The following is a 25,148-nucleotide window of genomic DNA, read 5'->3' on the forward strand; positions in this document are numbered from 1 at the left end:
CCCCCGGTCGACCGCTACGGGCGGCGGCCCCCCGCGGACACCAGCGGGGCCGTTGCCAGGTCCAGAAGTCCGGTGTTGACGTTGGCCAAGTGACGGTCGATTTCCTCATCGGTCGCGAGGCCGGCCGCCACGAGCTGACCGCGGATCTGCCGCAGGTCGAAGCCGCCGGCGGGTGGCGGGTCGGCCGCGACGTCGTGGCGCAGTACCTCGACGACGTCGTCGGCGATGCCCTGGGCCCAGGAGACACGTCGATGTCGGTGGCGACGACCGTTCCGCCGGGCCCGGCCCGCGCGGCGAGCCCGGCGGCAACGGAGGGGCCACCGGCACCGATTCCTCAGCGCCTTTTCGCTGGTGCCGGCGCGTGCCGCCTGGTCGTCAGCATGCCGACCGCACCACGGTCAGCGGTTGTCGCCGCCCTCGGCCACCCAGCGTCCCAAGGACACCAGCGTGGTCTCCACGCTGTCCGCCATACGCGCGAGCAGCGTCTCGAGGTCTGCGCGATTGCTGCCCAGCACCGGGTCCAGGCCCAGCAATTGCCAGGTCTGCTCCGCCACGGTGCCGGTGCCGAGCGGACGGAACGTCCAGCACCACCGAACGAGCCCGTCCACGACGAAGGCGAACGTGTCGCCGGGCTCGGCCCGCACCACCTGCGAGCGGCTGGTCCACTCCCGATCGCCGCGCCGGTTGCGTCCCGTGAACCAGGCGCCGGCCTGTGGGCCGGCGCCGTCGTCATAGCGCACGTCGCTCACGTTCGGACTCCAGGCGCTGATCATCGACACGTCGCTCACCAGGTCGTAGACCTCCGGTGGGGTGGCCGCGATCCAGGCCTTCCTGCTGAAGTGGAAGTCCTCGGGGTTGAGGTGTTCGAGGGTGTTCTGGTTCGGGGTGGTCATGGCATCTCCCTTGGCGCTGGGGGCCCGGCGACTGCCGGACCCCCAGCTGTGACGGATCGTCAGCAGTGCGGCTGAATGCGCACGGTGAGCAGGTTGGGGTCCTGCTGAGTGAGGTAAGCGGCCGAGGTCACGTACACGGTGTCACCGCGTACGGCGACGGCCGTGGGGTTCTGCAGGCCGTCCTGAGCACTGAGCACGATGGTGTGAGTACCGTCGGGCTCCACCAGGGCGACCTGGTCGGACTGGTCGAGGGCGGCGAGAATCCGGTCGCTGCGCCCGATGAAGGCGAAGTCGTCGATTCCGGGCAGCTGATCGGCCATGATCTCGGCAGGACCCGCCGTGCCGTTCTTCTTCAGCGGGAAGCGGAGCACGGTGCCCTTGTCCATGTTGGACGCCCAGACGGCGCCGTTGTGCACCTTCAGGCCGTTGGCGCCGAGGAAGCCGGTCGAGGCCAGCTCATTGCCGCTCGCCCAGACCGTCGCGTCACCACCGCTGGTCGGTACGCGCCAGATGACACCACGGACCGAGTCGGTGACGTAGAGCCTGCGGTCGTCCAGAGCCAGCCCGTTGGGCAGGCCGTCGGCCGGCAGCGCGGCGATCCGCTCAGGGGTGCCGCCCGGGGTGAGCCGCCAGACACCGGTGAGATCGCTGGTGCCGGTGGCGTACAGGAAGTACAGCGTGCCGTGTGCGTCCCTGACCAGGCCGGTGACCAGCGGAAAGCCAAGAACCGGAGTGTGCACGCCGCCGTCGGCCGGTGCGGGCAGGGTTGCCAGCACACGGACCGCGCCGTGGCGGGTGACCTGGGCTATCTGGCGAGCGGCGGAGAACGACACGTCGACGCTGCCGTTCGGTTCCCAGGCGATGTTCTCCGGCATCTGGCCGCCGGCCAGATCGAAGTGCTGAGCGATCCGGGCGTGGGACAACGGCGCTGTGGCCGCTGTCGCCGAGCCGGGCCAGCCGACGGAGAGGGAGGCCACCGCGATGGCGGCGACCAGGATGTTCCTTGCGAACTTCTTCGACACGTTCTTCCCTGCGTCGTGGGTGGTGTTGCAGGTCTGCCCTGCACGAGGCCCCACTGTGGGTGCGGTCGGCAGTGGGCAACCAGCCCCGGCTCTGCCTATCCCTGGCTGGGGCAGGCTGCATGTGGCGTCGTCGCCGCATACTCGGGGCCATGGACGCACACGGACAGCTCGGCACCTTCCTGCAGGCGCGTCGGGCCCAGCTGCAACCGCAGGACGTCGGCCTGCCGACCTACGGCGACCGCCGCCGGGTTCCGGGCCTGCGACGTGAGGAACTGGCGCTTCTGGCGGGCGTGAGCTCCTCCTACTACACGCGTCTGGAGCAAGGGGCCTCCTGCCACGCCTCCGTGGAGGTGCTGGACGCCATCGCCCGCGCGCTGCGCCTGGAGGAGACGGAGCGGCTTCACCTGCGTGACCTGGCCACTGCCTGCCGACACCGGCGCACGGTCCGCCGCCCTCCCGCCGAGCGGCTCGCCCCGGCCGTCCGCGACCTGGTGGGTGCCCTGGACGAAGTACCCGTCGTCGTCACCGGGCGCCGCAGTGACGTGCTGGCCTGGAACACGCTGGGACACGCACTGCTGGCCGGGCATGTGGACCCGACCGGCCCCGAGCGCCCGGCGGACCGTCCGAACATGGCGCGGCTGGTCTTCCTGGACGCTCACATCCGCGAGCTGTACGTCGACTGGCCGGCGAAGGCCCGAGCCGTGGTCGGCAATCTCCGGCTGGTGGCGGGACGGCATCCGCAGGACACCCGACTCACCTCGCTCATCGGTGAGCTGACCACGCGGAGCACCGATTTCGCGGGCATGTGGGCCGACCACCGGGTGCGCGCCTGCGACACCGCCGAGTACGAGCTACGGCATCCGCTGGTCGGCACCCTGACGGTCAGACAGCAGACCCTGACCGGGGCATCCGAACCCGAGCAGTCCGTGGTCATGGTCACCACCGCCCCCGGCTCGGCCTCCCAGGCCGCCCTGAAGCTCCTCGCCCAGGCCACCGCGGCCGAAGCCAGGGAAGTACCCTCACGGCGAAGCGCCCTCGCGAGCTACCGGCCGGATCCGGACGCCAACAGGTTGGACCCGTAGCCGATTCCGAACTCCCGAAACCAGGCCCCCCACCTGGGTCCGGGTCAGCCCTCCGAGGCCAGGCGGTCCAGCCACTCGCTCAGGAGATGCTGTTCCCCGCTGCTGAGGGTCGTCTGTTCGGGGAGCGCGGCGCGCAGGGCGCGGGCGGCGCCGGCTGGGCCGGCGTCCTGCACGGCCGGCTCCTGGTTGGTCACGGCGGCGACCACGGACTCCCGCAGGGTGGTCAACAGAGCGGGATTGCGCCGGTCTTCGGGCAGGGAGAGCCACGTCAGAACAGCTCCGCGTGCCGTGGCGTGGATGAGTGTGGCCGCGAGTTCCTCATCGACGCGCAGCCAGCCGCCGGCGGCGAGCCGGCGGATCCGGCCCATGAGGATCTCCATACCGGCCTTGAAGGCGGCCGACGTGGCTCTGGTGGGCTCGCTGTACATCAGCGTGTACAGCGCGGGATTGTCCAGACCGAACTCCACCGCCAGGTCCCAGCCGGACCGCAGGTCCTCGATGAGGTCCGGCGGATCGGGGTCGACGTGCTTGGTCGCGAGGAACGCGGCGAAGCCGTGCTCGGCCACCGCCTCGAGCAGCCCGTCCTTGTCGCCGAACAGCCGATAGATGGCCGGTGGCTGCAAGCCTGCCGCGACCGCGACCGCGCGGGTGGTGACCGCGTCGCGGCCCTCGCGCGCCAGCAGGTCGGCGGCGGCCTCGATGACCCGCTGCCGGGGCTCCGCTGCGGCTGCGGTGTCGGGTTCGACGGCGGGAGCGCTGTTCCGGGCGCGTGGAGGCGGTGGCATATATCAACGATACACCACTGATGGTTCCGTCGTTATTATCAGTGATACGCTCAGTGTGATTCCACTGGAACCACATCACACTGGGAGTGCATCATGATCATCGTGACCGGAGCCACCGGACAGCTCGGCCGTCAGATCGTCGAGAGGCTGTTGACGCGCGTGCCGGCGGCCCGGATCGGCGTCAGCGTCCGCGATCCGCAGAAGGCACAGACGTTCGCCGACCAAGGGGTACGGGTACGGCACGGCAGCTTCACCGACGCCGACAGCCTCGCCCACGCCTTCGAGGGCGCCACCCAGGTACTGATCGTCTCCGTCGACAAGATGGGAGAGGAGGCCGTGCGGCAGCACCGCGCCGCGATAGACGGGGCCGTCGCGGCCGGTGCCCGCCGCATCCTCTACACCAGCCACATGGGCGCCGGCGCCGGATCGCAGTTCCAGCCCTGCCGCGACCACGCCGCCACCGAGGAAGCACTGCGCGCCTCCGGCGTGCCGTTCACCTCGCTGCGCAACGGCTTCTACACCGCCAATGCGTTGCAGTTCCTCGGCCAGGCGCTGGAATCCGGCCGCGTCGAACTCCCGGCGGACGGGCCGGTCAGCTGGACCGCGCACGCCGACCTCGCCGACGCGGCCGCCGCGATCCTGGCTGACGAAGGCTGCTTCGACGGCCCGACGCCGCCGCTCACCGCGGCCCAGGCGCTCACCTTCGACGACATCGCCGGCATCGCCACCGATGGCACGGGCCGCACCTTCACCAGGATCACCGCGACCGATGACCAGTTCCGGGAGCAGTTGTCGGGGCACGGCGTCCCCGCCGAGGCGGCGGACCAACTCCTGGGCGTCTTCACCGCCAGCCGCGCCGGCGAATTCGCCGCCGTCGACCCCACATTGGCCACCTTGCTCGGCCGCGAACCCGTCGCCCTGAGCACGGTCCTGCACGAGCAACTGGCCGCCACCGCGCGCTGAGCGCTTCGACGGCCAACGCGAGCCCCTCCGGGTCAGCTCGTGGCCGGGACGGATCCGTCCAGGCCGCCAACGTTGATCGTGCAACTGTTATCGACCGGAAATCTTGTGGCTCATCGCGAGCACCGGGGCACGTCGGTCGGCGACCCCGCCACCGCGCTCTCGCCGCCCGAGCCCTCCTCGGGGCCCGACGTCGTACTCTGCGCTACGAACCCGACTCCCCAGGTTCGCTCTTGGTCCGATCGTCTGAGGTGGACACCATGGGACCGCTCCTCCCCCGGCTTCCGGCCCACTTCTGGACGGTTCCGTACGTGGGCTCCCGCTTCCCGGGATCGACGGCCGTCGCCCGCGAGCCCGGCCTCGCGGCGGGCGCCAACTGCCAGTTGTTCGCCTACGAGGTACTCCGGCACTTCGGCCTGACCCCGCCTGCGCTGCGCTCCAGCGACCTCTGGGACGACACGGAATCCACCGTGCGCGCCCAGATCGCCAAACCGCTCGACCTGCTCCTCTTCAACGGGACCGACGATCCCTACGGCGCCCACGTCGGCGTCTGGATGGACGAGGACACGGTCCTGCACCTCTGCGCGGAGGTCGGCCGTCCGGCCGTTTGGAGCCTGGCCGACTTCGCGGCCCGGGAGCGCTACCGAATCCTCATCGGGGCCAAGTCGGTGACCGCCCCGCACCGCGCTTGAGACCGCTGCACGGCGTTCTTGATGCGACGCGCCGGCAATCGTCGTCGAGTCGGCAAGACACCGTCACCAAGCTGTGAAGGTTCTGCGGGAGGGTTGTTCTCAGCCAAGCGCACACTCGCGCTTCTCATCGGGGGGAACACCACATGAGCACCGTTCGCAGAGCCGCCGTCGTCCTCGTCGCCGTATCCGCGCTGGCTCTGACCGCCTGTGGGCCCAGCGACGACGACGCGGCGGGTGGAGCCGACGGGCCCAGCGCGAGCCCGACGAAGGCCGCGAGCCCGACGAAGCCCGCGACGCCGTCCAAGCCGGCGAAGCCCGTTGCGTCCCCGAGCAAGGGCTCGACCGGCGGCGGCTCGTCGTCCGACCCCGATTACGACGTCTTCCCGTGCAGCACGCACGACCTCAAGTTCACCGCGACCCTGGCGGAGCCCACGACCAGCAGCTACCTGCTGAAGATCACCAACAAGGGCACCAAGGCCTGCAAGGCACTCGGTCACCCGAGCGTGACCTTCGGCGAGCTGGACGGGCAGGCCAACCAGCGCGGCACGGCCCCCGCCATCGAGAAGGCGATCCGGCTCGAGCCGGGCAAGTCCGCCTACGCCGGGCTCATGGGCGGCGCGAACGACGGCAAGGGCAAGACCGTCAACTCGATCGCGATGACCATGGACACCGAGTCGGATGTGGCACAGACGCCGCTCAAGGCAGCGACTCCCAAGCTGTACGTCTCACCCAAGAACTCCGTGACCGCGTGGATGGACAACGCGGAGGACGCGCTCAGTCTGTAAGCACGCCGCGCTCAGGGAAACTCTGTGCGGCGGTGGATTCCACGAGCGGCCGCACCCAACAGCACGCGGCCGGAGCCCCCCGTTGGGGCTCCGGCCGCCGGCCTTCGCGCTGACCGGTCCCGGCCAGGCAGTCCCGACTATCCGAACTGGCCGGGCTGGTAGTCGCCGGCGGGCTGCTGGACGAGCACGTTCACGCGGTTGTAGGCGTTGATGAGGGCGATGAGGCACACCAGTGCGGCGAGCTGGTCCTCGTCGAAGTGCTTGGCGGCATTCGCCCACGCGTCGTCCGGCACGCCTCCGGCCGCGTCGGCGATGCGGGTGCCCTGCTCCGTCAGCTCCAGGGCGGCGCGCTCGGCATCAGTGAACACCTTCGCCTCCCTCCAGGCCGCGACCAGGTTGAGACGGGTCGAGGTCTCCCCGGCGTGCGTGGCGTCCTTGGTGTGCATGTCGGTGCAGAAACCGCAGCCATTGATCTGACTGGCACGGATCTTCACCAGTTCCTGCGTCGCGCCCGGCAGCGTCGAGTCCGAGATCGCCTTGCCGGCCGAGTTGATGTACTTGAAGAACTTGGCCGCGCCCGGGTTGCCGTAAAGGTTCAAGCGAGCATCCATGATGCACTCCTATGCCGTTCCTGCTGGTGACAACTACTTGACGGATCAGCTCGGCCGGATGTGACAGGGCCGAACGTGACGTGCGTCACTTACCTTGTGCGCGGCGAGGGGGCGGCGATGACAGGGGGCCGGCATGCGGTTCAGAGCGCCTGGAGCTGAGTGAGCCAGAGCAGGGTGTCGGTATTGACCCAGTACTCCACGAACTTGCCGTCCTGCATGCGGAGCGTGTCGGTGCCGGTGAAGGTCACCACCGTTCCGGGTTTGGCCTTGGCCCCGGGGAAGCCGCCGGCATAGGTGCCCGTGGCCTTCCAACGCACGGAACCGTAGCGGCCGTCGACCAGCGGGCCGACCTCCGTGGTGAAGCGCAGATCCGGGAACGCCGCGCGCGTCTGCGTGATCCAGTTCACCAGGCCGTCGACGCCTCTGATGGAACTGCCGTCACCGCCGTCGAGCAGGGCGGCGTGCACCCGGAGGCGAGGAGAGATGATGCGCGGCGCCTGTGCGAGATCGCCGTTCCAGAGGCGCAGCCATGCGTCGAGCATCACCTGTGGCTTGTTCGCGGCCCCCCGGTGGTCCTGGGCGGAGACGGTCCGCTCGGCCGCGGTTGTCGGCGAGCTGTCCGCGGCGGCGGCCGTGGCGGTGAAGGCCAGCGCGGCGACCGCCGCGGGTATGAGCAGCCGCGCCCGGCGGAGCCTGGTGGTGGAGATGTGCGTGCGGGTCGGCGTGGTGGTCATGGCGGTTCCTCGCGTTCTCTCTTGGGTCTGCAGGGACGGCGGCGTGCGATCAGTGGCGGCGGACCGGATGCGTCAGGGGTTCAGCACGATCTTTCCGGCGACGGTGCCGGATTCGGCCAGCCGCATCGCGTCGGCGGCCCGGGAGAGGGGCAGTTGGGCGGCGATCTGAGCGGTGATGTCGCCGCGCTGCAGGGCGGCGAAGACCTGAGTGAGGTCGGTGTGCAGCCGGGCCCGGAACCGGTTCTTGGACAGGGCCCGGCCGGCCCAGACGTTGAAGAAGTAGGCGCGGCGGCGGTTCGGCAGCGCGTTCCACAGCCACACCCGGCCGAGCAGCTTGAGCACGGGCCACTGCTTGGATCCCTCGTCGTCCCGGGTGGAGGCACTGCCGTAGGCGACCAGCGTGCCGCCGGGTGCGAGAAGGCTCCAGGAGTCGACAACGCTGCGGCCGCCGATGTGGTCGAAGACGGCGTCGACCCCGCCGGGAGCGAGTGCGCGGACCCGCGTCGCGACGTCCTGGTCGCGGTAGTCGATGGGGGTGACGCCGCGTTCCCGCAGGGCGTCGTGGTGGCGCGCGGAGGCCGTACCGATCACCTTCACGCCTGCGGCGAGGGCGAGTTGGACCAGGACCGAGCCGACACCGCCGTTGGCGCCGTGCACCAGGACGGTCTGTCCTGAGCGGATGCGTGCCGTGCGGTGCAGCATCTGCCAGGCGGTGATGCCGTTGACCACCACGGTCTCCGCCTCCGCCGCGTCGATCCCGTCGGGCACCGGCACCGCGTCCGCCGCGTCGACGAGCACGTGACTGGCCCAGCCGCCGACCTTGACCAGTGCGGCCACCCGGGTGCCGGCCAGGCCCGGCTCGACGCCTTCGCCGGTCGCGAGGACGGTGCCGACCAGGTCGTAACCGGGCACGAACGGGAAGGGAGGCTGGTCGTAGTACCGGCCGCGGCGCATCTGCTGCTCGGCGAAGGAGATCCCGGTGGCCTCCATCCGGATCAGGACCTGGCCCGGACCCACGGTGGGGACGGCTCCGTGCCGGATCTGCAGCCCTTCCGGCTCGACCTTGCCCGGCAGCACTACTTCGACGAGTCCCTGAGCGTTCATGACGACCTCCACTGCGCTTCGGTTGGTTACGCTGTTTCGCGTTCGTTAGACGTTGTAACGCAGATCGAGAGGGAACGTCAAGAGCTTTCGTGATAGGTTCTCACTAAACATTGAACATATAACCTCGGCAGACAGTGCGGACGGTGGCAGGCATGACGGAAACGAGCACGACGACCCCGCGCGAGCGCTACCGCGCCCAAGTGCGTGCGGACATCAAGAAGCACGCGTGGGAACAGATCGCCACGTCAGGCGCGACCGCGCTCTCGCTCAACGCGATCTCCAAACAGATGGGCATGAGCGGACCCGCGCTCTACCGGTACTTCGCCAGCCGCGACGAGCTGATCACCGAGCTCATCCGGGACGCGTACCAAAGCCTCGCGGACACCCTCCGCACGGCCTCCCGCCCCGGCCCCGACGCGGCCACGCTGGCCCAGGTCCTCCGCGGATGGGCGCTCGACGACCCCCACCGGTACTTCCTCATCTACGGCACACCCGTGCCGGGCTACCACGCGCCCGACGACATCACCGCGATCGCGGCTCTCACGATGACGATGGTGCTCGACGCCGTCAGCGCGCTGCCCGCGAACGGCCCCGCGACCTCGTTCGACACGCACCTCGAAGAGCACCGGCAGTGGGCCGACGGCCACCCCGCCCCCGCCGCCGCCCTCCACCGCGGCATGAGGTTCTGGACGCGGCTGCACGGCGTCCTGTCCCTCGAACTCGCCGGCCACTTCACCGGAATGGGATTCGACCCCGCGCTGCTCTACGCCGCCGAGCTGGACGACCTGCTGAACCGCTGAGCACGCCTCCTACCGGCGCGGTCCCGAGCAGAGCGATCCGGTGCGCTGCTCAGTGGGACGACGCGGCGATCCGTACCCGGTCGCTGTCGTCGTCGGAGAGGAACGACGCCAGCGCCTGCCCCTGTTCGGCGACGGCGGTGCGGTCCGCTCGGGCGAAGCGGCCCAGCGGGGTGACGACCACGGTGCCGGCCTCGACGCCCCAGGTCGCTGCGGCCCGGCCGTCGACCAGGACGACGCGAGCGCCGGTGACCGACAAGCCGCGATGGACGTCATCGATGATCCGGCTGCGGTCGTGGTAGCCGAGGATCACGTTGTCGAACGCCGGCAGGAACCGTACCGGGGCCGGTGTGCCGGGATCGGGGAAACGGCACCGACGCGGCGCCCCCGTGGTCAAATGAGTGATCATTTCACTCAGGGGGCAGCTCGATGACCACGTTGCGGACGGATGCCACCGCATCCGCACCCGGCCTGCTCCTGCGCCCCTGGAACGACGGTGACGTCACCTCCCGCGACGCGAACCGAGCACGAGACCGCCCGCAAGAGCGGACCAGCTCACAACGAACGGACACCCCGTGCCCCAGTACCGGCGCCGACGTACCCCCGCCACAGTGGCGCTGCTCCTGAGCGTGCTTGCCCTGGCCTCCTGCTCCGCCGGCCCTGACAAGCCCGCAACTCCCATACCAGCGGCCACCAGCACCGGTGCAGGGACAACCTCGACTCCCCCGGATTCACCGGCCCAGCAGCCGGCCGATCCGGGCACCGCCTCATCGGAACCACAGGCCGAGAAGGTTCGCGACGCCTTCGCGGGACTCCAAGCCACCTTCCAGGACGGCTGCACGCCAGGGAACTGCGCCTACTTCCTGGGCCGCGTGAACGACGAACTCACCCGCATGGAAAAGGCCATGAAGGCGGACCCCCAGGGCCCCGGCCATTTCACCGCACCGCTCGCCCGGACCAAGGAACTCTGGGACACGCTGGGCACGGACCGCTCCTACGCCAACCTCAAGAAGCACCAGGCCCTCCTCCTGGCCACCCGCGACAAGATCAACACCTGGATGCAGGGCCACCCCGAGGACTACCGATAACCCCACTTCCCCACCATCCGGCGGCCCTTCTCAGCGCGGCGCTCCGACCAGTAGGTTCGTTCCCAAGTGTGAGTCGGCAGGTCCTGGACCGGGCGCGACTCCCAACGTCGACTCCAGGGGGATCCCATGCAGCAGCACCATCTCCGACCGGACGGTCTGCCACCGGTCAACGGGTACAGCCACGCCGTCTCTTTCAGCGGGCGCATGGTCGTCATCTCCGGTCAGGTGCCGCTGGACGGGAAGGGGCAACTGGTCGGGGACGGCGACCCGGAGGCCCAGGTACGGCAGGTTTTCGAGAACCTCAGGACGGCTCTCGCTGCGGCCGGCGCCGATATGGAGCAGCTCGTCAAGCTGACGTACTTCTTGACCGATCTCGCGGACCTGGACGTTGTGAGGCGGGTGCGTGACGAGTACATCTCGCTGGAGAATCCGCCGGCCAGCTCGCTGGTACAGGTCAGCGGTCTGGTGAATCCGGCATTCCGGGTCGAGATCGAGGCACTGGCGGCGGCCTGATCAGGCGGGGCCGCCGAGGTTGAGGCCCAGCGCCTGCGACCCTTCCTCGCCACAAGGGCACGCACAACGGGACAGGCCGGCCCGACGCCCTTGGCGCCTGGCCGGCCTGTCCGGTGGTGCGTGCCCCTCACGTGCCGAGCCTTCGGCTCGACGGCCCTCCGCTCGACCGGACCGGTTAGTCCGTGCCGAACTCCATCGCGGCGCGGTCCAGCATCTCGTCGTCGTCGGAGACCTCGCCGCGGGAGGCGATGGCCTCGGCGCCGCCCTCCGGCATGCTGCCGATCAGCCCGGTCGCGGCCGCCTGGGCGGCACCGATGGCGGGATTCGCCGTACCGATCAGACCGAGCGCGGCGTACTGCTCCAGCTTGGCGCGCGAGTCGGCGATGTCGAGGTTACGCATGGTGAGCTGGCCGATCCGGTCCACCGGGCCGAACGCGGAGTCCTCGGTGCGCTCCATGGACAGCTTGTCCGGGTGGTAACTGAACGCCGGTCCCGTGGTGTTGAGGATCGAGTAGTCCTCACCGCGCCGCAGTCGCAGCGTCACCTCACCGGTGACGGCCGTGCCGACCCAGCGTTGCAGGGACTCACGCACCATCAGCGCCTGCGGGTCCAGCCAGCGGCCCTCGTACATCAGCCGGCCGAGGCGCCGTCCCTCGTTGTGGTACTGGGCGACGGTGTCCTCGTTGTGGATCGCGTTCACGAGGCGCTCGTACGCCGCGTGCAGCAGCGCCATGCCGGGCGCCTCGTAGATACCGCGGCTCTTGGCCTCGATGATCCGGTTCTCGATCTGGTCCGACATACCCATGCCGTGCCGGCCGCCGATGGCGTTCGCCTCCATGACCAGGTCGACAGCGGAGGTGAACTCCTTGCCGTTGACCGTCACCGGGCGGCCCTGGTCGAAGCCGATCGTCACGTCCTCGGTGGCGATCTCGACCGTCGGGTCCCAGAACCGCACGCCCATGATGGGCTCCACGGTCTCCACACCGGTGTCCAGGTGCTCCAGCGTCTTGGCCTCGTGGGTGGCACCCCAGATGTTGGCGTCGGTGGAGTACGCCTTCTCCGTGCTGTCGCGGTAGGGCAGGTCGTGGGCGACGAGCCACTCCGACATTTCCTTACGACCGCCGAGCTCGGTCACGAAGTCCGCGTCCAGCCAGGGCTTGTAGATCCGCAGGTGCGGGTTGGCGAGCAGGCCGTAGCGGTAGAACCGCTCGATGTCATTGCCCTTGAAGGTCGAGCCGTCGCCCCAGATCTGCACGTTGTCGTCGAGCATCGCCCGGACCAGGAGCGTGCCCGTGACGGCGCGGCCCAGCGGCGTGGTGTTGAAGTAGGCACGCCCGCCCGAGCGGATGTGGAACGCCCCGCAGGTGAGCGCGGCCAGGCCCTCCTCGACCAGCGCGGCGCGGCAGTCGACCAGGCGCGCGATCTCGGCACCGTAGGTCTTCGCACGACCGGGCACCGAGGCGATGTCCGGCTCGTCGTACTGACCGATGTCGGCGGTATAGGTGCAGGGGACGGCGCCCCTGTCGCGCATCCACGCGACCGCGACCGAGGTATCGAGGCCGCCCGAGAAGGCGATGCCGACGCGCTCGCCGGCGGGGAGAGAGGTGAGGACCTTAGACATAGGAAGATTATGCATCATCCCGCATGGCCATGCAAGAACGGCCGGGATCCCGTCTCCCGACCGGTGTGGCGGCGGGGCGGCGGGCCGGCCATGGGGGTCGGACGAAGATCACCTTCGCAACATTCCCCGCGGGGCGCACGCCCGACCCGAGCGCCGGCGCCCGCCAGGCGCGACCTGGGAGGAAACCGCACAATGGGAAACTGAGCCGAGGGGTGATCATGGTTGTTTCCGGTGCCACGAACGGCGGCAGAAGCAAGAATCTCGTTCTCACAGCGATGATTTTCGCTGTGGCGATGACGTTCATCGACCAGACCATCGTGTCCATCGCGGTGCCCGAGATCCAGAGCGAACTGGGGCTGACCAGCACCGGGGTGCAATGGGCCGTCAACGCCTATCTGCTCTCCCTCGCGGCGCTGTTCGCCTTCGGCGGCCGGCTGGCGGACACTCTGGGCCACCGCAAGATGGTCGTGCTCGGCGTGATCATCTTCGCCGGTGCGTCGGCCATGTGCGGGCTCACGCCGAAGGGCGGGGCGGCCCAGACGTGGATCGTCGTCTTCCGGGCCCTGCAGGGCGCGGGCGGAGCGATCATGTTCCCTGCCGCGCTCGCGATCGTCGTCCAGACGTTCCCGCTGCGCGAGCGCGGGCGCGCGCTCGCGTTGTTCTTCGGCATCGCCGGCGGGCTGACGGCCATCGGGCCGATCCTGGGCGGATACCTCACCGAATGGACCTGGCGGGCGATCTTCTGGGTCAACATTCCGGTGGCGCTGATCGCCCTCCTGCTGATCCTGTGGTCCCGCCCGCAGACCGATCACCGCCCGGCGCCGATGGACTACCGCGGCCTGGTGCTGATCGCGAGCGGTGTGGCCCTGAGCGTGTTCGGCTTCCAGCAGGCGCCTATCTGGGGTTGGGGCAATCCCGGCATCTGGCTGTGCATCGTCGGTGGCGCCGCACTGCTGGTGATCTTCGTCCAGGTGGAGCGTCGGACCGAGTCGCCGCTGATGCAGGTGCGGATCTTCCGCATCCGGGCGTTCCTGGTGGAGAACCTCGTTCTGGGCATCTCGATGCTGGTGTTCGTCCCGGTGTTCTTCTTCGCCAGTGAGTACGCCCAGATCTCGCTGGGAGAGTCGTCGCAGCAGACGGGTCTGTACCTGCTCTACTTCTTCCTCGGCTTCGCGGTCGCCGCACAGCTCGGCGGGCGGATGCTGGACCGGGGCGGCGCCAAGCGCCCGGTGGTCCTGGGGTGTGTGCTGGCCGCTGTCGGCTTCTACTGGTGGGCCGGAAAGGTCGTCGACCTGCACTTCGGCTCGCAGGTGTGGAGCGTGGTCCTGGGGGGCGCGGGCATGGGATTCATGCTCGGCCCGGCCAGTACGGACGCGGTGAACCGCGCATCACGCCTTTCGTACGGCGAGGCGACCGGCATCACGCAGACCGTGCGGAACTACGCCGCCAGCCTGGGCCTCGCCATCCTCGGCACGACCCAGGTCTCCCAGTTCCGCTCGCACATCACGTCCTCCCTCGTCGCGCAGGGCACGCCGCACGATCAGGCGACGGCGCTAGCAACGAAGTACTCGCAGTCCCAGGGCCCGGGCACCGGAACCATCCCGGCCTTCATCCGTCTGGACTTCGCCTACTCCATTCGCACGGTCCTCTACTCCATGTCCGGGATCATGGCCGTCGCGGCAGTCGTCGCCATCCTGGGTCTGCAGCGCGGCCTGCAGCACGACCCGGACGAGGACGTGGCGGCCACGGAGACCTCGAAGACGCCACTGTCCTGACGAACCGCACGGGCGCGGTTCCGGGATGTCTCGTATCGGCGGTGCTGGCAATTCAGTGACCTAGCTTGCTAGCATACTCATGTGGGAGACAAGGATGTGAAGCAGTTCAACGTGTACCTGCCCATCGGGTTGATCAAGCAGGTCAAGCACCGCGCCATCGAGTCGGAGCTGTCGCTGTCGGCGCTGGTGGCCGAGGCACTGCGCGCCTACCTCGATGGCCCCGATCCACGGCAAGAGCGACCGCCCGACAAGGAGAGCTGACATGACGACCGAAGGCATCGAAGCCGTGTTCATCGAGACCCACAACTGGGGCAGGTCGGCGAAGTTCTTCCAGGAACTGGGCTACGAGTTGGACTTCGAGACGGATCACAACTCCGGCCAGCTGCGCAACGGCGACGGTCCCTACCTGTTCATCGCCGAGGTCCCCCAGGACAAGGAGCCCGAGACGCGGCTCGTGCTGAAGGTGCCCGACGCGGAGGCGTTCCAGCCCGCCCCCGGTGTCGAGGTGGTCACCCCGTTCGAGGACACCCACTTCGGGACCAGGGAGATGACCGTCCGCGACCCCGACGGGCGCCTGTGGAGCCTCCAGGCCCCGGCCCAGCAGTGATCATGGGACACGGAGCGGGAGTGCGTCATGGCTGACGAACAGACGGCGGCGCCGGACAGCACGGCAGTGCGGGTGGCTTTGTGGCGGGCCCTGCACGTCCAGGTCGATCCGCCGCCTCATGTCCTGGAGGACGAGATCGGCCTGCAGTTGGCCGACCCCGGAGACGGGTGGCGCCACCGCGGGGACATGGACGCCGACGCGACCAGCTGGTTCCGGGCGTCGATCGTGGCCCGGGCCCGCTTCATCGAGGATCTGGTCGTCGAGCAGGCCGGCAACGGCGTCGGGCAGTACATCGTCCTGGGTGCCGGCCTGGACACCTTCGCCCAGCGCCGGCCGGAGATAGCCTCCCGCTTGCGGGTGTTCGAGGTCGACCGGCCCGAGCCCCAGGCCTGGAAGCGCCGACGTCTGACCGAGCTCGGCTTCGGCGTCCCGGACTGGCTGCGACTCGTGCCGTTCGACTTCGAGGCGGGCGGGTCATGGTGGGACCGGCTGACAGCCGCCGGATTCGACCCGGACCAACCCGCGGTGGTCGCCTCCACCGGAGTCGCCCTGTACCTGACGAAGGAGGCGAACGCGGCCACGCTGCGCCGGCTCGCGTCGCTCGCCCCGGGCTCCACGCTGGCCATGACGTTCCAACTGCCCCTGGAGCTCCTCGAAGAGGAGAACCGCCCAGGACTCCAGGTTGCGGTGAACGGGGCCAGAGCTGCCGGGACGCCGTTCCTCAGCTTCTACGCGCCGCAGGAAATGCTGGCGCTGGCCCATGACTCCGGATTCACCGAAGCCCGGCACGTGTCGGCGTCCCAGCTCAACCAGCGGTACTTCGCCGGCCGGGAAGACGGCCTTCACACGTCGAGCGGGGAGGAGCTGCTGGTGGCGACCACCTGACCCGGCCCCTGACCCTTACCCTTCTCAGCCGGGGCCGGGGCCGGAGCCGGGGCCGGAGCCCGGTCCCAGGTGCCTCAGGCGGTCCGGTCCCGGACGGCCGAGGCAGTCCCCATGCGCCGATCCGAGGGCCACCGATAATGGATGCATGGGTGTCCGGCACTGGTCGGGGAACCGCCTGCTGGTGGAGCCATGGAGCCGCTGCCTGGTGGCGATTCCACTCGCGCTGATCTTCGTGATCACCGTGGTGGACCTCCAGGCTCCGACGGAAGTCCATCTGGGCCCGCTGCTGGTGATCGCCCCCGCCCTCACCGCCTCCCTGGCCGGGGCCCGGCTCACCGCGGTGGCCGGGGTCCTCGCGGTGGCCGCTCAGATCGTCATCGCCGTGTTCCACGGCGGACTGACCACTACGAACCACATCGCCCAGCTCATCGCCCTGACGGCCCTTTCCACCCTGGTGGTCTTCCTCCGCCACATTCGCGAGCGGCAGGAACGTGCGCTGGTCCAGGCGCGCTCGGTGGCGGAGACAGCGCAGCGGGTTCTCCTGCGGCCCCCGCCACGCCGGGTCGGGCCCTTGCGGATCGCGTGGCTGTATCTGTCCGCCGAGGAGGAGACGGAGATCGGGGGCGACCTGTTCGCCGTCGCCCGCGCCGGACATGCCGCGACCCGGGTGGTGATCGGCGATGTCCGAGGCAGCGGTCTGGCCGCCATCGGTGAGGCGTCACTGGTGCTCGGTGCCTTCCGTGAGGGAGCCCACCGCTACGGCACCCTGCCCGAGCTGGTGGCCGTCCTCGAGGACAGCGTGTACCGCAACGTGGACGACGTCGCGGACACCGAGCACGATCCCGGCGAGCACTTCATCACCTGCCTGGTCCTGGAGATCCCCGACGAAGGACCGCAGGGCGAGATGATCAACTGCGGGCATCCCCCGCCGCTGCTGCTGCACGGCGGGCAGGTCACCGCGATGTACGCCCGCCACTCAGCACCCCCGCTGGGCATGTGCGAACCGCCGGTCCCGGTCCACCCCACCGACCCCTTGACCTTCGAGGCCGGCGACATCCTCGTCCTGTACACCGACGGGGTGATCGAGGCCCGCTCACCGGCCGGAGCGTTCTATCCGCTCGCCGAACGCGTCGCCTCCTTCCCCGCCGGCAGCCCCGACGCACTGTTGGACCGCATCCATCGCGATCTGCTCAGCCACGTCGGCGGTAACCCCCTCGACGACGCGGCCATCCTGGTCATCGAACACACCGCGTCCCACCACCCCCACTTCGCCCCCGGAAGCATCAACGGCTTCTCCAGGCTGCATCCCGGCGAGACACGTCGGCCCCAGCCCCAGTCCCAGCCTCCGGTGAGCTAGGCCGAGTTCGTCCGTTCCACCGGCGCAGCGGGGACACGGGGACGCGGGGACGCGGCCGGAACCCGTAACCGGGCGCCAAGAAGACGGCCGAGACGCGTCGGGAGCACCAACACTTTACCTACGCCTGATGGCATGCTCCGGTCACATCTGCCAAGATTCCCGCAGTTGTCGTCCTGACCCCAGAGGTGACAGCCGCAATCCCATCTCAGCGATGGTGCAAGCTCTGCGCACAGCCCGCGGCTTCCCTCCGGCGAACCCAAGCCGGCCGGGCGGCCACCGAGCAGGCCGGAATCCCGGCCGCCTCAAAGGAGTTTCGTGTGAGACCCTCCCCCCACAAGGCCCTCACCGCGACCGCATTCGCCGTCGCCGCGTTGGCCGCCGCTTCGTTCCCCGCCACGCCGGCAGCCGCCGCGCCGCCCACGGCTCAGCCGGCCGCCGCCTGCACTCCGGCCCAGGTGGTCACCAACGGCGGCTTCGAAAGCGGTACTTCGCCCTGGACCCAGTCGCAGACCAGCGTGATCACCAACCGCGCCGGCGAGACCGCCCACGGCGGCACCCACTTCGCCTGGCTGAACGGTGTCGGCAGTACACACACCGACACCCTCTCCCAGAGCGTCACGATCCCTGCCGGATGCAGCACCGCCACCCTCACCTTCTGGCTGCACATCGACACCGCCGAGACGACCTCGTCCACCAAGTACGACAAGCTGACGGCGAAGATCGGCACCACGACGCTGGCGACGTACTCGAACCTCGACAAGAACACCGGCTACGCGCAGAAGTCCTTCGACGTGTCGGCGTTCGCGGGCCAGACCGTGAGCGTCGCCTTCACCGGCACGGAGGACTCCAGCCTCCAGACGAGCTTCGTCGTCGACGACGTCGCCCTCGACACCTCCGGCGGCACCACCCCGCCCGCGGACTCCACCCGCACCCCGGCCTCGCCCTCGTACACCGTCAGCCTGAGCAGCAACACGAGCGGCACCGTCTGGACCGGTCACGAGAGCGCGACCTTCACCAACGCCTCCTCCACTGCGTTGAGCGAGGCGTACCTGAGGCTGTGGGACAACTACCACGGCACCTGCTCCGCCATGCCGATCACGGTCAGCAACGTCACCGGTGGCACCGCCGGCGCGCTCTCGGTGGCCTGCACGGCCCTCAAGATCGACCTGCCGGCGCCCCTGACCCAGGGTCAGACCGCCACGATCGGCTTCGACCTGGGCATCACCGTGCCCAGCGGCGCCGACCGTTTCGGGCACGACGGTGCCTTCAACATGATCGGCAACGCCCTGCCCGTACTCGCGGTCAAGGACGGAGCCGGCTGGCACCTGGACCCGTACACCAACAACGGGGAGTCGTTCTACTCGCTGGCCGCGGACTTCAAGGTGACCCTGGACCACCCGAGCACCCTGCTGGCACCGGCCACCGGCGCCTCGGTCGACACCCCCGGTTCGAGCGGGCGCACTATCACCACGGCGACCGCGTCCAAGGTCCGTGACTTCGCCTGGGCGGCGGGCCCGTTCAGCAAGATCTCCGGCACCTCCGCCGCCGGCACCCCGATCAACATCTACTCCGTCTCCGGCATCAGCTCGGCCAACTCGCAGTCGATGCTCACCACCGCGAAGAACGCCGTGGACGCCCACGCGGGCCGGTTCGGCGCCTACCCGTACGGCGAGCTGGACGCGGTGATCGACAACAACTTCTGGTTCGGCGGCATGGAGTACCCCGGGTTCGTCCTCGACCTGGTCAGCACCACCGCGCTCACCCACGAGATCGGCCACCAGTGGTTCTACGGCATCGTCGGCGACGACGAGTACAACAGCCCCTGGCTGGATGAGGCGTTCACCGACTACGCCACCGACCTGGCACAGAACCTGACCGGCACGAACTGCTGGAACAGCGTCTCCTGGGCCTCGACGGCGGAGAAGATCACCAACTCGATGGCCTACTGGGACGCCCATTCGTCCCGGTACTCCACCGTCGTCTACGGCTACGGCAAGTGCGCCCTGCACGACCTGCGGCGCACCCTCGGCGACAGCGTCATGAGCAAGCTCCTCAAGGACTACGCCACGTCGCACTGGTACGGCGTCTCGACCACGGCCGAGTTCAAGGCGGCCGCCCAGGCGGCCACCGCCACGGACCTGACCTCGTTCTGGACCCAGCACCGCATCGACGGCTGACCTGACATCGGTTCGCCGCGGCGGGCGCCACCCAGGCGTCCCCGCGGCGACCCGGCCACCTCGACACCCACCTCACCGCACCGTGACAGCGGGATCACCGCCGTCCCGGGGCCGCCCCGGCCGCCTCGACGATCACCTCGGCGATACGCGCGGGCTGTTCCACCAGCGCCATGTGCCCCGCGTCCGGCACCGTGACCATCGTGATCCGGGGGCAGGCTCGAAGCCCCCGGAGCTCCTCGTCCGTGAGCCCGATGTCGTCGCGGTCACCTCGTACGACCCACGCCGACGCCCCTGAGTCGCACAGACGGGCCACCAGGGACCCGTGCCGGTCCAGGTACGCGAAATAGCTCCGCACGATCCGACGGCAGAAGCCCGGATCGTTCCTGCCCATGGCGGCCGCCAATGCCTCCGCACGGTCCGGGGCGAACTCGCTCTTCATCGCCCTCGGCAGCAGCTTCACCATCGCGGCCCACAGCAGCGTCCGCACCCCCGGCACCCGGCCCAGCCGATCCATCATCCGGATGAACGTCGCCTCGTCGCCGCTGGAGAACGTCGGTGACAGCAGCACCACCGGCCCGGCGAACACCCCGGCCGCCACCATCTCGATGGCCACGTTCGCCCCCAGGCTGTGTCCGACCAGCACATCACAGCCGGCCTCGGCGGCGAACTCCCCCATCAGCCGCGCGTAGTTCTCCATCGCGAGGTCCTTCGGCGGCGGGGTGCGCCCGAACCCCGGCAGCGTCACCGCGACCATGCCGAGGCCGGCCTCCGCCATCCCGGGGTCCGCCATCACATCCGCGTAGAACTCCGTGGTGCACAACCCACTTGGGAGCAGGAGCAGCCGGTGCTCGGCCTCATCCGGGCCGGCCCTCCTGATGTCCCAACCCGCGTGCCCACTCTGCGTGCTCATGTGGCACAGCCTGAGGCCCCCGCCAGGGCCGGGCCATCATCTGCCCCGGACACGGCGTGTCGCCGGGGCTCCGTTGAGGTCATCAGTTCGCGAGGCGAGGAACTGATCAACTGACCAGCGGCTGACGCGCCCGGAGGCACACACCCGAACGTCGATTTGCCGAAGTGGCAACAACCCTCGCTTCGGCCGCGCCGTTCTCGGCATGCTGGTGACGCAATCTTCGCGCAGATGGGTGGGAGCGAGGAGTTCTACGTCTCCTACTTCCAGCAGGCCGGGCGTGCCGAAGCCGAGATCGAGCCCGACGTGCGCGGCTGGCTCACCGGCTTCTACGCCGCCATGTCCGCCGACACCATGCCCGCGCCCGACGCGCCGGACCCGCACTTCGTCCACCCCGGTGGGACGCTCCGAGACCGGTTTCCGGCCGGATCGCGGCCCGGCTGGCTCAGCGAGCGGGACCTCGACGTGTACGCGGGGGAATTCGAGCGGACCGGCATGACGGGAGCGCTCAACCGCTACCGGAACATGGACCGGGACTGGAAGGACCTCGCCTCCTTCGACGGCGCGCCCATCACCCAGCCGTCGCTGTTCGCCGGAGGCGGCCTGGACGCCTCCACCACCTGGATGAGCGAGGCGATCAAGGCGTATCCCACCACGCTGCCCGGCCTGCTCTCCTCGCACATCCTCGACGACTGCGGCCACTGGATCCAGCAGGAGCGCCCCGCCGAGATCAACCGGCTCCTGACCGACTGGCTCGCCGCCCTCCCCGTCTGAAGCCCCCGGGGCGTGACGAAACAGGCTGACCGGACCGATCAGGAATCGAGAAGCGCCGGTCAACGAGGCCACCTAGGGTGACGGTCAAGGGCGATGCCGGGGCTTCCCGTCCGTCCCCCTTGCCCGACACATCCCGGGTCACTGTGACCCACGGCTTCAGGAGCGACGATGACCGACTCTTCCACTCAGGGAATCAAGACCGTGCTGCACCCCGTGTCCGACCTGGCGAAGGCCAAGGCGGTCTACGCCGCGCTGCTCGGTGTGGAGCCGACCTCCGACGCGCCCTACTACGTCGGCTTCGAGGCGGCGGGCCAGCACATCGGTCTCGTGCCGGGCGGCGGGCCGCAGGCCGCGACCGCACCGGTGTCCTACTGGCACGTGGAGGACATCGAGGCGAAGCTGGCCGAGGTGACCGCCGCGGGTGCCACCGTGAAGGAGGCCGCGCACGACGTCGGTGGCGGCCGCCTCGTGGCCACCTTCACCGACCCCGACGGCAACGTCCTCGGGCTGCTCCAGGACAGCTGAGTTCCGGCTCCACGAGCCACGGGGGCGTGGATACTTGGGTACTTGCGCCCCCGGCCGGGCTGGTCGGATCGAGCCAGGCGACGCCGACGGAGACCGCGAGAGCGGCCCGCCTCACAGATGGAGACACGAACAGCATGGCCAAGAGGACGGACAAGCAGTCGCCTGCGCCGCACGTCGCCGACAGCCACGACCTGATCCGCGTGCACGGTGCGCGCGTGAACAACCTCAAGGACGTCAGCATCGAGATCCCGAAGCGCCGGCTGACGGTGTTCACCGGTGTCTCCGGCTCGGGCAAGAGCTCGCTGGTGTTCAACACGATCGCCGCGGAGTCGCAGCGGCTGATCAACGAGACCTACAGCGCCTTCGTACAGGGCTTCATGCCGACGCTGGCACGGCCGGAGGTCGACGTCCTCGACGGGCTGACCACCGCGATCATCGTCGACCAGCAGCGGATGGGGGCCGACCCCCGTTCCACCGTCGGCACCGCCACCGACGCCAACGCGATGCTGCGCATCCTCTTCAGCCGGCTCGGGAAGCCGCACATCGGCCCGCCCAGCGCGTACGCCTTCAACGTCCCCTCGGTCCGGGCCAGCGGTGCCATCACCGTCGAGCGCGGTGCCAAGAAGGCCGTGAAGGCAACCTTCAACCGCACCGGCGGCATGTGTACCCGCTGCGAGGGCCGGGGCAGCGTCTCCGACATCGACCTGACCCAGCTCTACGACGACTCCAAGTCGATCGCCGAGGGCGCGTTCACCATCCCCGGCTGGAAGTCCGACAGCTTCTGGACCGTGCGGGTCTATGCCGAGTCGGGCCTCCTCGACCCGAACAAGCCGATCCGCAAGTTCACCAAGAAGGAGATGCAGGACTTCCTCTACCGGGAGCCGATCAAGGTGAAGGTCGAGGGCGTCAACCTCACCTACGAGGGGCTGATCCCCAAGATCCAGAAGTCGTTCCTGTCCAAGGACAAGGAAGCGCTGCAACCGCACATCCGGGCGTTCGTGGACCGGGCGGTCACGTTCACCGTCTGCCCCGAGTGCGACGGCACCCGGCTGAGCGAAGGGGCCCGGTCGTCGAAGATCAAGCGGATCAGCATCGCCGACGCCTGCGCGATGCAGATCAGCGACCTGGCCGAATGGGTCCGCGGCCTCAAGGAGCCGTCGGTGGCGCCGCTGCTCACCGCGCTGGGGCAGACCCTCGACTCGTTCGTGGAGATCGGCCTCGGCTATCTCGCGCTCGACCGGCCGGCGGGCACCCTGTCGGGCGGCGAGGCGCAGCGCGTCAAGATGATCCGCCACCTCGGCTCCTCGCTCACCGACACCACGTACGTCTTCGACGAGCCCACCGCGGGCCTGCACCCCCATGACATCCAGCGGATGAACGACCTGCTGCTGCGGCTGCGGGACAAGGGCAACACGGTGCTCGTCGTGGAGCACAAGCCGGAGACGATCGTGGTCGCCGACCACGTCGTCGACCTCGGCCCCGGCGCCGGTACGGCGGGCGGCACCGTCTGCTTCGAGGGCACCGTCGAGGGGCTGCGCACCAGCGGCACCATCACCGGCCGGCATTTCGACGACCGGGCCGCCCTCCGGGAGTCGGTGCGGAAGCCCACCGGCACGCTGGAGATCCGCGGCGCGACGGCGAACAACCTGCGGAAGGTCGACGTCGACATCCCGCTCGGGGTGCTGGTCGTCGTCACCGGCGTCGCCGGCTCCGGCAAGAGCTCGCTCGTGCACGGGTCGATCCCGGCCGGTGAGGGTGTGGTGGCGATCGGCCAGGGCGCGATCCGCGGCTCGCGACGCAGCAATCCGGCGACGTACACCGGGCTGCTCGACCCGATCCGCTCGGCGTTCGCCAAGGCCAACGGCGTGAAGCCGGCCCTGTTCAGCGCCAACTCCGAGGGCGCCTGCCCCGGCTGCAACGGTGCCGGTGTCATCTACACCGACCTGGCGATGATGGCCGGTGTCGCCACCACCTGTGAGGAGTGCGAGGGCAAGCGGTACCAGGCGTCGGTGCTCGAGTACCACCTCGGCGGCCGCGACATCAGCGAGGTGCTGGCGATGCCGGTGACCGAGGCCGAGGAGTTCTTCGGCTCCGGCGAGGCGCACACCCCCGCCGCGCACCGGATCCTCGACCGGCTCTCCGATGTCGGGCTGGGCTATCTCAGCCTGGGGCAGCCGCTCACCACGCTGTCCGGCGGCGAGCGGCAGCGGCTCAAGCTGGCCACCCACATGGCGGAGAAGGGTGGTGTCTACGTCCTCGACGAGCCGACCACCGGCCTGCACCTCGCCGACGTGGAGCAGCTGCTCGGCCTGCTCGACCGTCTCGTCGACTCCGGTAAGTCGGTCATCGTCGTCGAGCACCACCAGGCGGTCATGGCGCACGCCGACTGGATCGTCGACCTCGGCCCGGGCGCCGGGCACGACGGCGGCCGGATCGTCTTCGAGGGCACACCGGCCGACCTCGTGGCCGCCCGCTCCACCCTCACCGGCGAGCACCTCGCGGCGTACATCGGGGCCTGACCGGGGCCCTCGCGGACACGTGGTCTGTGGCACGATCGTTCATGTGACCAGCAGACCCACCGCGGCGCAGCGGCTGCGCGACCTCGCGCTGCTGCGCCGCGTCCGTGACCGGATCGACCGCGAGTACGCGCAGCCGCTGGACGTCCTGGCGCTCGCCCGCGGCGTGAACCTGTCGGCCGGGCACCTCAGCCGCGAGTTCCGGCTCGCCTACGGCGAGTCTCCCTACTCCTATCTGATGACGCGGCGTATCGAGCGGGCGATGGCGCTGCTGCGGCGGGGCGACCTCAGTGTCACCGAGGTCTGTTTCGCGGTCGGCTGCTCGTCGCTGGGCACCTTCAGCACGCGGTTCACCGAGTTGGTCGGTGTGCCGCCCAGCACCTACCGGCGCGATGCGGCGCGCGCGACGGCGGGGATGCCGTCGTGCGTGGTGAAGCAGGTGACCCGGCCCATCCGGAATCGGGAAGCGGGCTCCGCGGACCGCAGCTAGCGTGACTGCCATGGACATCACGATTCACTCGAGCTTCCTCCCGCACGACGACCCGGACGCGTCCCTGGCGTTCTATCGCGACCTCCTCGGCTTCGAGGTCCGCAACGATGTCGGATACTCCGGGATGCGCTGGATCACGGTCGGCCCGGTCGGCCAGCCCGGTACGTCCATCGTGCTGCACCCACCGGCCGCCGACCCGGGCATCACCGACGACGAGCGGCGCACCATCACCGAGATGATGACCAAGGGCACCTACGCCATCATCACGCTGGCCACCCCCGACCTCGACGCCACCTTCGAGCGGCTGCAGGCCGGCGCCGAGATCATCCAGGAGCCCACCGAGCAGCCGTACGGCGTGCGCGACTGCGCGATCCGTGATCCTGCGGGCAACCTGATCCGCATCAACGAGATTCGCTGAGCCGTCCGGCCATCTCCGCCATGACACGGC

Annotated in this window: 25 protein-coding genes and 3 pseudogenes; 18 read left to right on the forward strand and 10 right to left on the reverse strand. The window is 69.6% G+C overall.

The features are described 5' to 3' along the window. Positions 1–14: 14 nt before the first annotated feature. The 3 genes and pseudogenes from O3W51_RS03425 to O3W51_RS03435 form a co-directional block, all read right to left on the reverse strand. A pseudogene (locus O3W51_RS03425) lies at positions 15–331 on the reverse strand (hypothetical protein); the annotation flags it as partial. Positions 332–398: 67 nt separating this feature from the next. Continuing rightward, on the reverse strand, positions 399–893 hold the full coding sequence (locus tag O3W51_RS03430) for an SRPBCC family protein (RefSeq protein ID WP_138354642.1): 495 nt from the start codon (positions 891–893) through the stop codon (positions 399–401). Between the two features lie 59 nt (positions 894–952). Next, positions 953–1,915 carry an SMP-30/gluconolactonase/LRE family protein gene (locus O3W51_RS03435; RefSeq protein WP_269283665.1) on the reverse strand — a complete coding sequence of 321 codons (963 nt, stop codon included), beginning with the start codon at positions 1,913–1,915 and terminating at the stop codon, positions 953–955. Positions 1,916–2,064: 149 nt separating this feature from the next. Here O3W51_RS03435 and O3W51_RS03440 point away from each other — a divergent pair, with 149 nt between their 5' ends. Next, positions 2,065–2,997, forward strand: a complete 933-nt coding sequence (locus tag O3W51_RS03440; protein ID WP_269283668.1) for a helix-turn-helix domain-containing protein — start codon at positions 2,065–2,067, stop codon at positions 2,995–2,997. Positions 2,998–3,041: 44 nt separating this feature from the next. On the opposite strand, the gene O3W51_RS03445 is transcribed toward O3W51_RS03440, so the two are convergent. Beyond that, positions 3,042–3,782 (reverse strand): TetR/AcrR family transcriptional regulator, encoded by a 741-nt coding sequence (locus O3W51_RS03445; RefSeq protein ID WP_138354640.1) that lies wholly within the window; start codon positions 3,780–3,782, stop codon positions 3,042–3,044. 93 nt (positions 3,783–3,875) lie between these two features. Here O3W51_RS03445 and O3W51_RS03450 point away from each other — a divergent pair, with 93 nt between their 5' ends. From O3W51_RS03450 to O3W51_RS03460, 3 genes are all read left to right on the forward strand, one after another. Next, on the forward strand, positions 3,876–4,745 hold the full coding sequence (locus O3W51_RS03450; RefSeq protein WP_138354639.1) for an NmrA family NAD(P)-binding protein: 870 nt from the start codon (positions 3,876–3,878) through the stop codon (positions 4,743–4,745). Positions 4,746–5,002: 257 nt separating this feature from the next. Beyond that, positions 5,003–5,434 (forward strand): hydrolase, encoded by a 432-nt coding sequence (locus O3W51_RS03455; RefSeq protein ID WP_269283672.1) that lies wholly within the window; start codon positions 5,003–5,005, stop codon positions 5,432–5,434. A 143-nt stretch (positions 5,435–5,577) separates the two neighbouring features. Next, positions 5,578–6,219, forward strand: coding sequence for a DUF4232 domain-containing protein (locus tag O3W51_RS03460; RefSeq protein WP_138354637.1), 642 nt, complete (start codon positions 5,578–5,580; stop codon positions 6,217–6,219). Between the two features lie 137 nt (positions 6,220–6,356). On the opposite strand, the gene O3W51_RS03465 is transcribed toward O3W51_RS03460, so the two are convergent. The 3 genes from O3W51_RS03465 to O3W51_RS03475 all read right to left on the reverse strand — a co-directional run bounded on the left by O3W51_RS03465 (position 6,357) and on the right by O3W51_RS03475 (position 8,668). After that, positions 6,357–6,830 carry a carboxymuconolactone decarboxylase family protein gene (locus O3W51_RS03465; RefSeq protein ID WP_138354636.1) on the reverse strand — a complete coding sequence of 158 codons (474 nt, stop codon included), beginning with the start codon at positions 6,828–6,830 and terminating at the stop codon, positions 6,357–6,359. 140 nt (positions 6,831–6,970) lie between these two features. Then, positions 6,971–7,564: an ester cyclase gene (locus O3W51_RS03470; RefSeq protein ID WP_198357712.1), complete on the reverse strand. Its 594-nt coding sequence runs from the start codon at positions 7,562–7,564 to the stop codon at positions 6,971–6,973. A gap of 72 nt (positions 7,565–7,636) precedes the next feature. Continuing rightward, positions 7,637–8,668 (reverse strand): medium chain dehydrogenase/reductase family protein, encoded by a 1,032-nt coding sequence (locus tag O3W51_RS03475; RefSeq protein WP_138354635.1) that lies wholly within the window; start codon positions 8,666–8,668, stop codon positions 7,637–7,639. A gap of 152 nt (positions 8,669–8,820) precedes the next feature. Between O3W51_RS03475 and O3W51_RS03480 the strand changes: the two genes are divergently transcribed. Then, positions 8,821–9,468: a TetR/AcrR family transcriptional regulator gene (locus tag O3W51_RS03480; protein ID WP_138354634.1), complete on the forward strand. Its 648-nt coding sequence runs from the start codon at positions 8,821–8,823 to the stop codon at positions 9,466–9,468. 49 nt (positions 9,469–9,517) lie between these two features. Here O3W51_RS03480 and O3W51_RS03485 read toward each other — a convergent pair. Further along, a pseudogene (locus O3W51_RS03485) lies at positions 9,518–9,850 on the reverse strand (DNA glycosylase AlkZ-like family protein); the annotation flags it as partial. Positions 9,851–10,040: 190 nt separating this feature from the next. Here O3W51_RS03485 and O3W51_RS03490 point away from each other — a divergent pair. After that, positions 10,041–10,553, forward strand: a complete 513-nt coding sequence (locus tag O3W51_RS03490) for a hypothetical protein (RefSeq protein ID WP_138354633.1) — start codon at positions 10,041–10,043, stop codon at positions 10,551–10,553. 126 nt (positions 10,554–10,679) lie between these two features. Next, positions 10,680–11,066: a RidA family protein gene (locus tag O3W51_RS03495; RefSeq protein WP_138354632.1), complete on the forward strand. Its 387-nt coding sequence runs from the start codon at positions 10,680–10,682 to the stop codon at positions 11,064–11,066. Between the two features lie 175 nt (positions 11,067–11,241). Here the strand turns inward: O3W51_RS03495 and argG are convergent, their stop codons facing one another. Then, positions 11,242–12,687 (reverse strand): argininosuccinate synthase, encoded by a 1,446-nt coding sequence (argG, locus tag O3W51_RS03500; protein ID WP_138354631.1) that lies wholly within the window; start codon positions 12,685–12,687, stop codon positions 11,242–11,244. A gap of 293 nt (positions 12,688–12,980) precedes the next feature. Between argG and O3W51_RS03505 the strand changes: the two genes are divergently transcribed. From O3W51_RS03505 to O3W51_RS03530, 6 genes are all read left to right on the forward strand, one after another. Next, a complete protein-coding gene (locus O3W51_RS03505) occupies positions 12,981–14,462 on the forward strand; it encodes an MFS transporter (RefSeq protein ID WP_443048237.1) in 1,482 nt (493 codons plus the stop codon). Positions 14,463–14,543: 81 nt separating this feature from the next. Continuing rightward, complete coding sequence (locus tag O3W51_RS03510) at positions 14,544–14,723, forward strand: CopG family transcriptional regulator (protein ID WP_269283685.1); 180 nt, start codon at positions 14,544–14,546, stop codon at positions 14,721–14,723. A 1-nt stretch (position 14,724) separates the two neighbouring features. Beyond that, a complete protein-coding gene (locus O3W51_RS03515; protein ID WP_198357709.1) occupies positions 14,725–15,069 on the forward strand; it encodes a VOC family protein in 345 nt (114 codons plus the stop codon). Between the two features lie 27 nt (positions 15,070–15,096). Further along, positions 15,097–15,954 carry a class I SAM-dependent methyltransferase gene (locus O3W51_RS03520; protein ID WP_138354627.1) on the forward strand — a complete coding sequence of 286 codons (858 nt, stop codon included), beginning with the start codon at positions 15,097–15,099 and terminating at the stop codon, positions 15,952–15,954. A gap of 145 nt (positions 15,955–16,099) precedes the next feature. Further along, positions 16,100–17,311, forward strand: a complete 1,212-nt coding sequence (locus tag O3W51_RS03525) for a PP2C family protein-serine/threonine phosphatase (protein ID WP_138354626.1) — start codon at positions 16,100–16,102, stop codon at positions 17,309–17,311. A 317-nt stretch (positions 17,312–17,628) separates the two neighbouring features. Beyond that, positions 17,629–19,488: a M1 family metallopeptidase gene (locus tag O3W51_RS03530; RefSeq protein ID WP_269283691.1), complete on the forward strand. Its 1,860-nt coding sequence runs from the start codon at positions 17,629–17,631 to the stop codon at positions 19,486–19,488. A gap of 94 nt (positions 19,489–19,582) precedes the next feature. On the opposite strand, the gene O3W51_RS03535 is transcribed toward O3W51_RS03530, so the two are convergent. Continuing rightward, entirely contained in the window at positions 19,583–20,398 is an 816-nt protein-coding gene (locus tag O3W51_RS03535) for an alpha/beta fold hydrolase (RefSeq protein ID WP_269283696.1), read from the reverse strand. Positions 20,399–20,614: 216 nt separating this feature from the next. Between O3W51_RS03535 and O3W51_RS03540 the strand changes: the two are divergent. The 5 genes and pseudogenes from O3W51_RS03540 to O3W51_RS03560 all read left to right on the forward strand — a co-directional run. Beyond that, a pseudogene (locus O3W51_RS03540) lies at positions 20,615–21,169 on the forward strand (alpha/beta fold hydrolase); the annotation flags it as partial. Between the two features lie 168 nt (positions 21,170–21,337). Then, entirely contained in the window at positions 21,338–21,694 is a 357-nt protein-coding gene (locus O3W51_RS03545; protein ID WP_269283699.1) for a VOC family protein, read from the forward strand. A 134-nt stretch (positions 21,695–21,828) separates the two neighbouring features. Then, the gene (locus O3W51_RS03550) at positions 21,829–24,213 is read left to right on the forward strand and encodes an excinuclease ABC subunit UvrA (protein WP_269283701.1); all 2,385 of its coding nucleotides are present in this window, start codon (positions 21,829–21,831) and stop codon (positions 24,211–24,213) included. Positions 24,214–24,256: 43 nt separating this feature from the next. Further along, positions 24,257–24,700 (forward strand): helix-turn-helix transcriptional regulator, encoded by a 444-nt coding sequence (locus tag O3W51_RS03555; RefSeq protein ID WP_138354621.1) that lies wholly within the window; start codon positions 24,257–24,259, stop codon positions 24,698–24,700. Positions 24,701–24,710: 10 nt separating this feature from the next. Further along, on the forward strand, positions 24,711–25,118 hold the full coding sequence (locus tag O3W51_RS03560) for a VOC family protein (protein ID WP_269283706.1): 408 nt from the start codon (positions 24,711–24,713) through the stop codon (positions 25,116–25,118). The last annotated feature ends 30 nt before the right edge of the window (positions 25,119–25,148 follow it).

This window comes from Streptomyces sp. H39-C1, from assembly GCF_027158125.1.
In the GTDB taxonomy this organism is placed as follows: Bacteria; Actinomycetota; Actinomycetes; order Streptomycetales; family Streptomycetaceae; genus Actinacidiphila; species Actinacidiphila fildesensis.

Bases quoted from the DNA above. Each gene is read 5' to 3' on its own strand.
- O3W51_RS03450 (WP_138354639.1), top strand. From the start codon at position 3,876: ATGATCATCGTGACCGGAGCCACCGGACAGCTCGGCCGTCAGATCGTC.
- O3W51_RS03465 (WP_138354636.1), bottom strand. From the start codon at position 6,830: ATGGATGCTCGCTTGAACCTTTACGGCAACCCGGGCGCGGCCAAGTTC.
- O3W51_RS03440 (WP_269283668.1), top strand. From the start codon at position 2,065: ATGGACGCACACGGACAGCTCGGCACCTTCCTGCAGGCGCGTCGGGCC.
- O3W51_RS03525 (WP_138354626.1), top strand. From the start codon at position 16,100: ATGGGTGTCCGGCACTGGTCGGGGAACCGCCTGCTGGTGGAGCCATGG.
- O3W51_RS03520 (WP_138354627.1), top strand. From the start codon at position 15,097: ATGGCTGACGAACAGACGGCGGCGCCGGACAGCACGGCAGTGCGGGTG.
- O3W51_RS03430 (WP_138354642.1), bottom strand. From the start codon at position 893: ATGACCACCCCGAACCAGAACACCCTCGAACACCTCAACCCCGAGGAC.
- O3W51_RS03550 (WP_269283701.1), top strand. From the start codon at position 21,829: ATGGCCAAGAGGACGGACAAGCAGTCGCCTGCGCCGCACGTCGCCGAC.
- O3W51_RS03455 (WP_269283672.1), top strand. From the start codon at position 5,003: ATGGGACCGCTCCTCCCCCGGCTTCCGGCCCACTTCTGGACGGTTCCG.
- O3W51_RS03535 (WP_269283696.1), bottom strand. From the start codon at position 20,398: ATGAGCACGCAGAGTGGGCACGCGGGTTGGGACATCAGGAGGGCCGGC.
- O3W51_RS03475 (WP_138354635.1), bottom strand. From the start codon at position 8,668: ATGAACGCTCAGGGACTCGTCGAAGTAGTGCTGCCGGGCAAGGTCGAG.
- O3W51_RS03470 (WP_198357712.1), bottom strand. From the start codon at position 7,564: ATGACCACCACGCCGACCCGCACGCACATCTCCACCACCAGGCTCCGC.
- argG (WP_138354631.1), bottom strand. From the start codon at position 12,687: ATGTCTAAGGTCCTCACCTCTCTCCCCGCCGGCGAGCGCGTCGGCATC.
- O3W51_RS03460 (WP_138354637.1), top strand. From the start codon at position 5,578: ATGAGCACCGTTCGCAGAGCCGCCGTCGTCCTCGTCGCCGTATCCGCG.
- O3W51_RS03495 (WP_138354632.1), top strand. From the start codon at position 10,680: ATGCAGCAGCACCATCTCCGACCGGACGGTCTGCCACCGGTCAACGGG.
- O3W51_RS03560 (WP_269283706.1), top strand. From the start codon at position 24,711: ATGGACATCACGATTCACTCGAGCTTCCTCCCGCACGACGACCCGGAC.
- O3W51_RS03545 (WP_269283699.1), top strand. From the start codon at position 21,338: ATGACCGACTCTTCCACTCAGGGAATCAAGACCGTGCTGCACCCCGTG.
- O3W51_RS03445 (WP_138354640.1), bottom strand. From the start codon at position 3,782: ATGCCACCGCCTCCACGCGCCCGGAACAGCGCTCCCGCCGTCGAACCC.
- O3W51_RS03480 (WP_138354634.1), top strand. From the start codon at position 8,821: ATGACGGAAACGAGCACGACGACCCCGCGCGAGCGCTACCGCGCCCAA.
- O3W51_RS03505 (WP_443048237.1), top strand. From the start codon at position 12,981: ATGACGTTCATCGACCAGACCATCGTGTCCATCGCGGTGCCCGAGATC.
- O3W51_RS03515 (WP_198357709.1), top strand. From the start codon at position 14,725: ATGACGACCGAAGGCATCGAAGCCGTGTTCATCGAGACCCACAACTGG.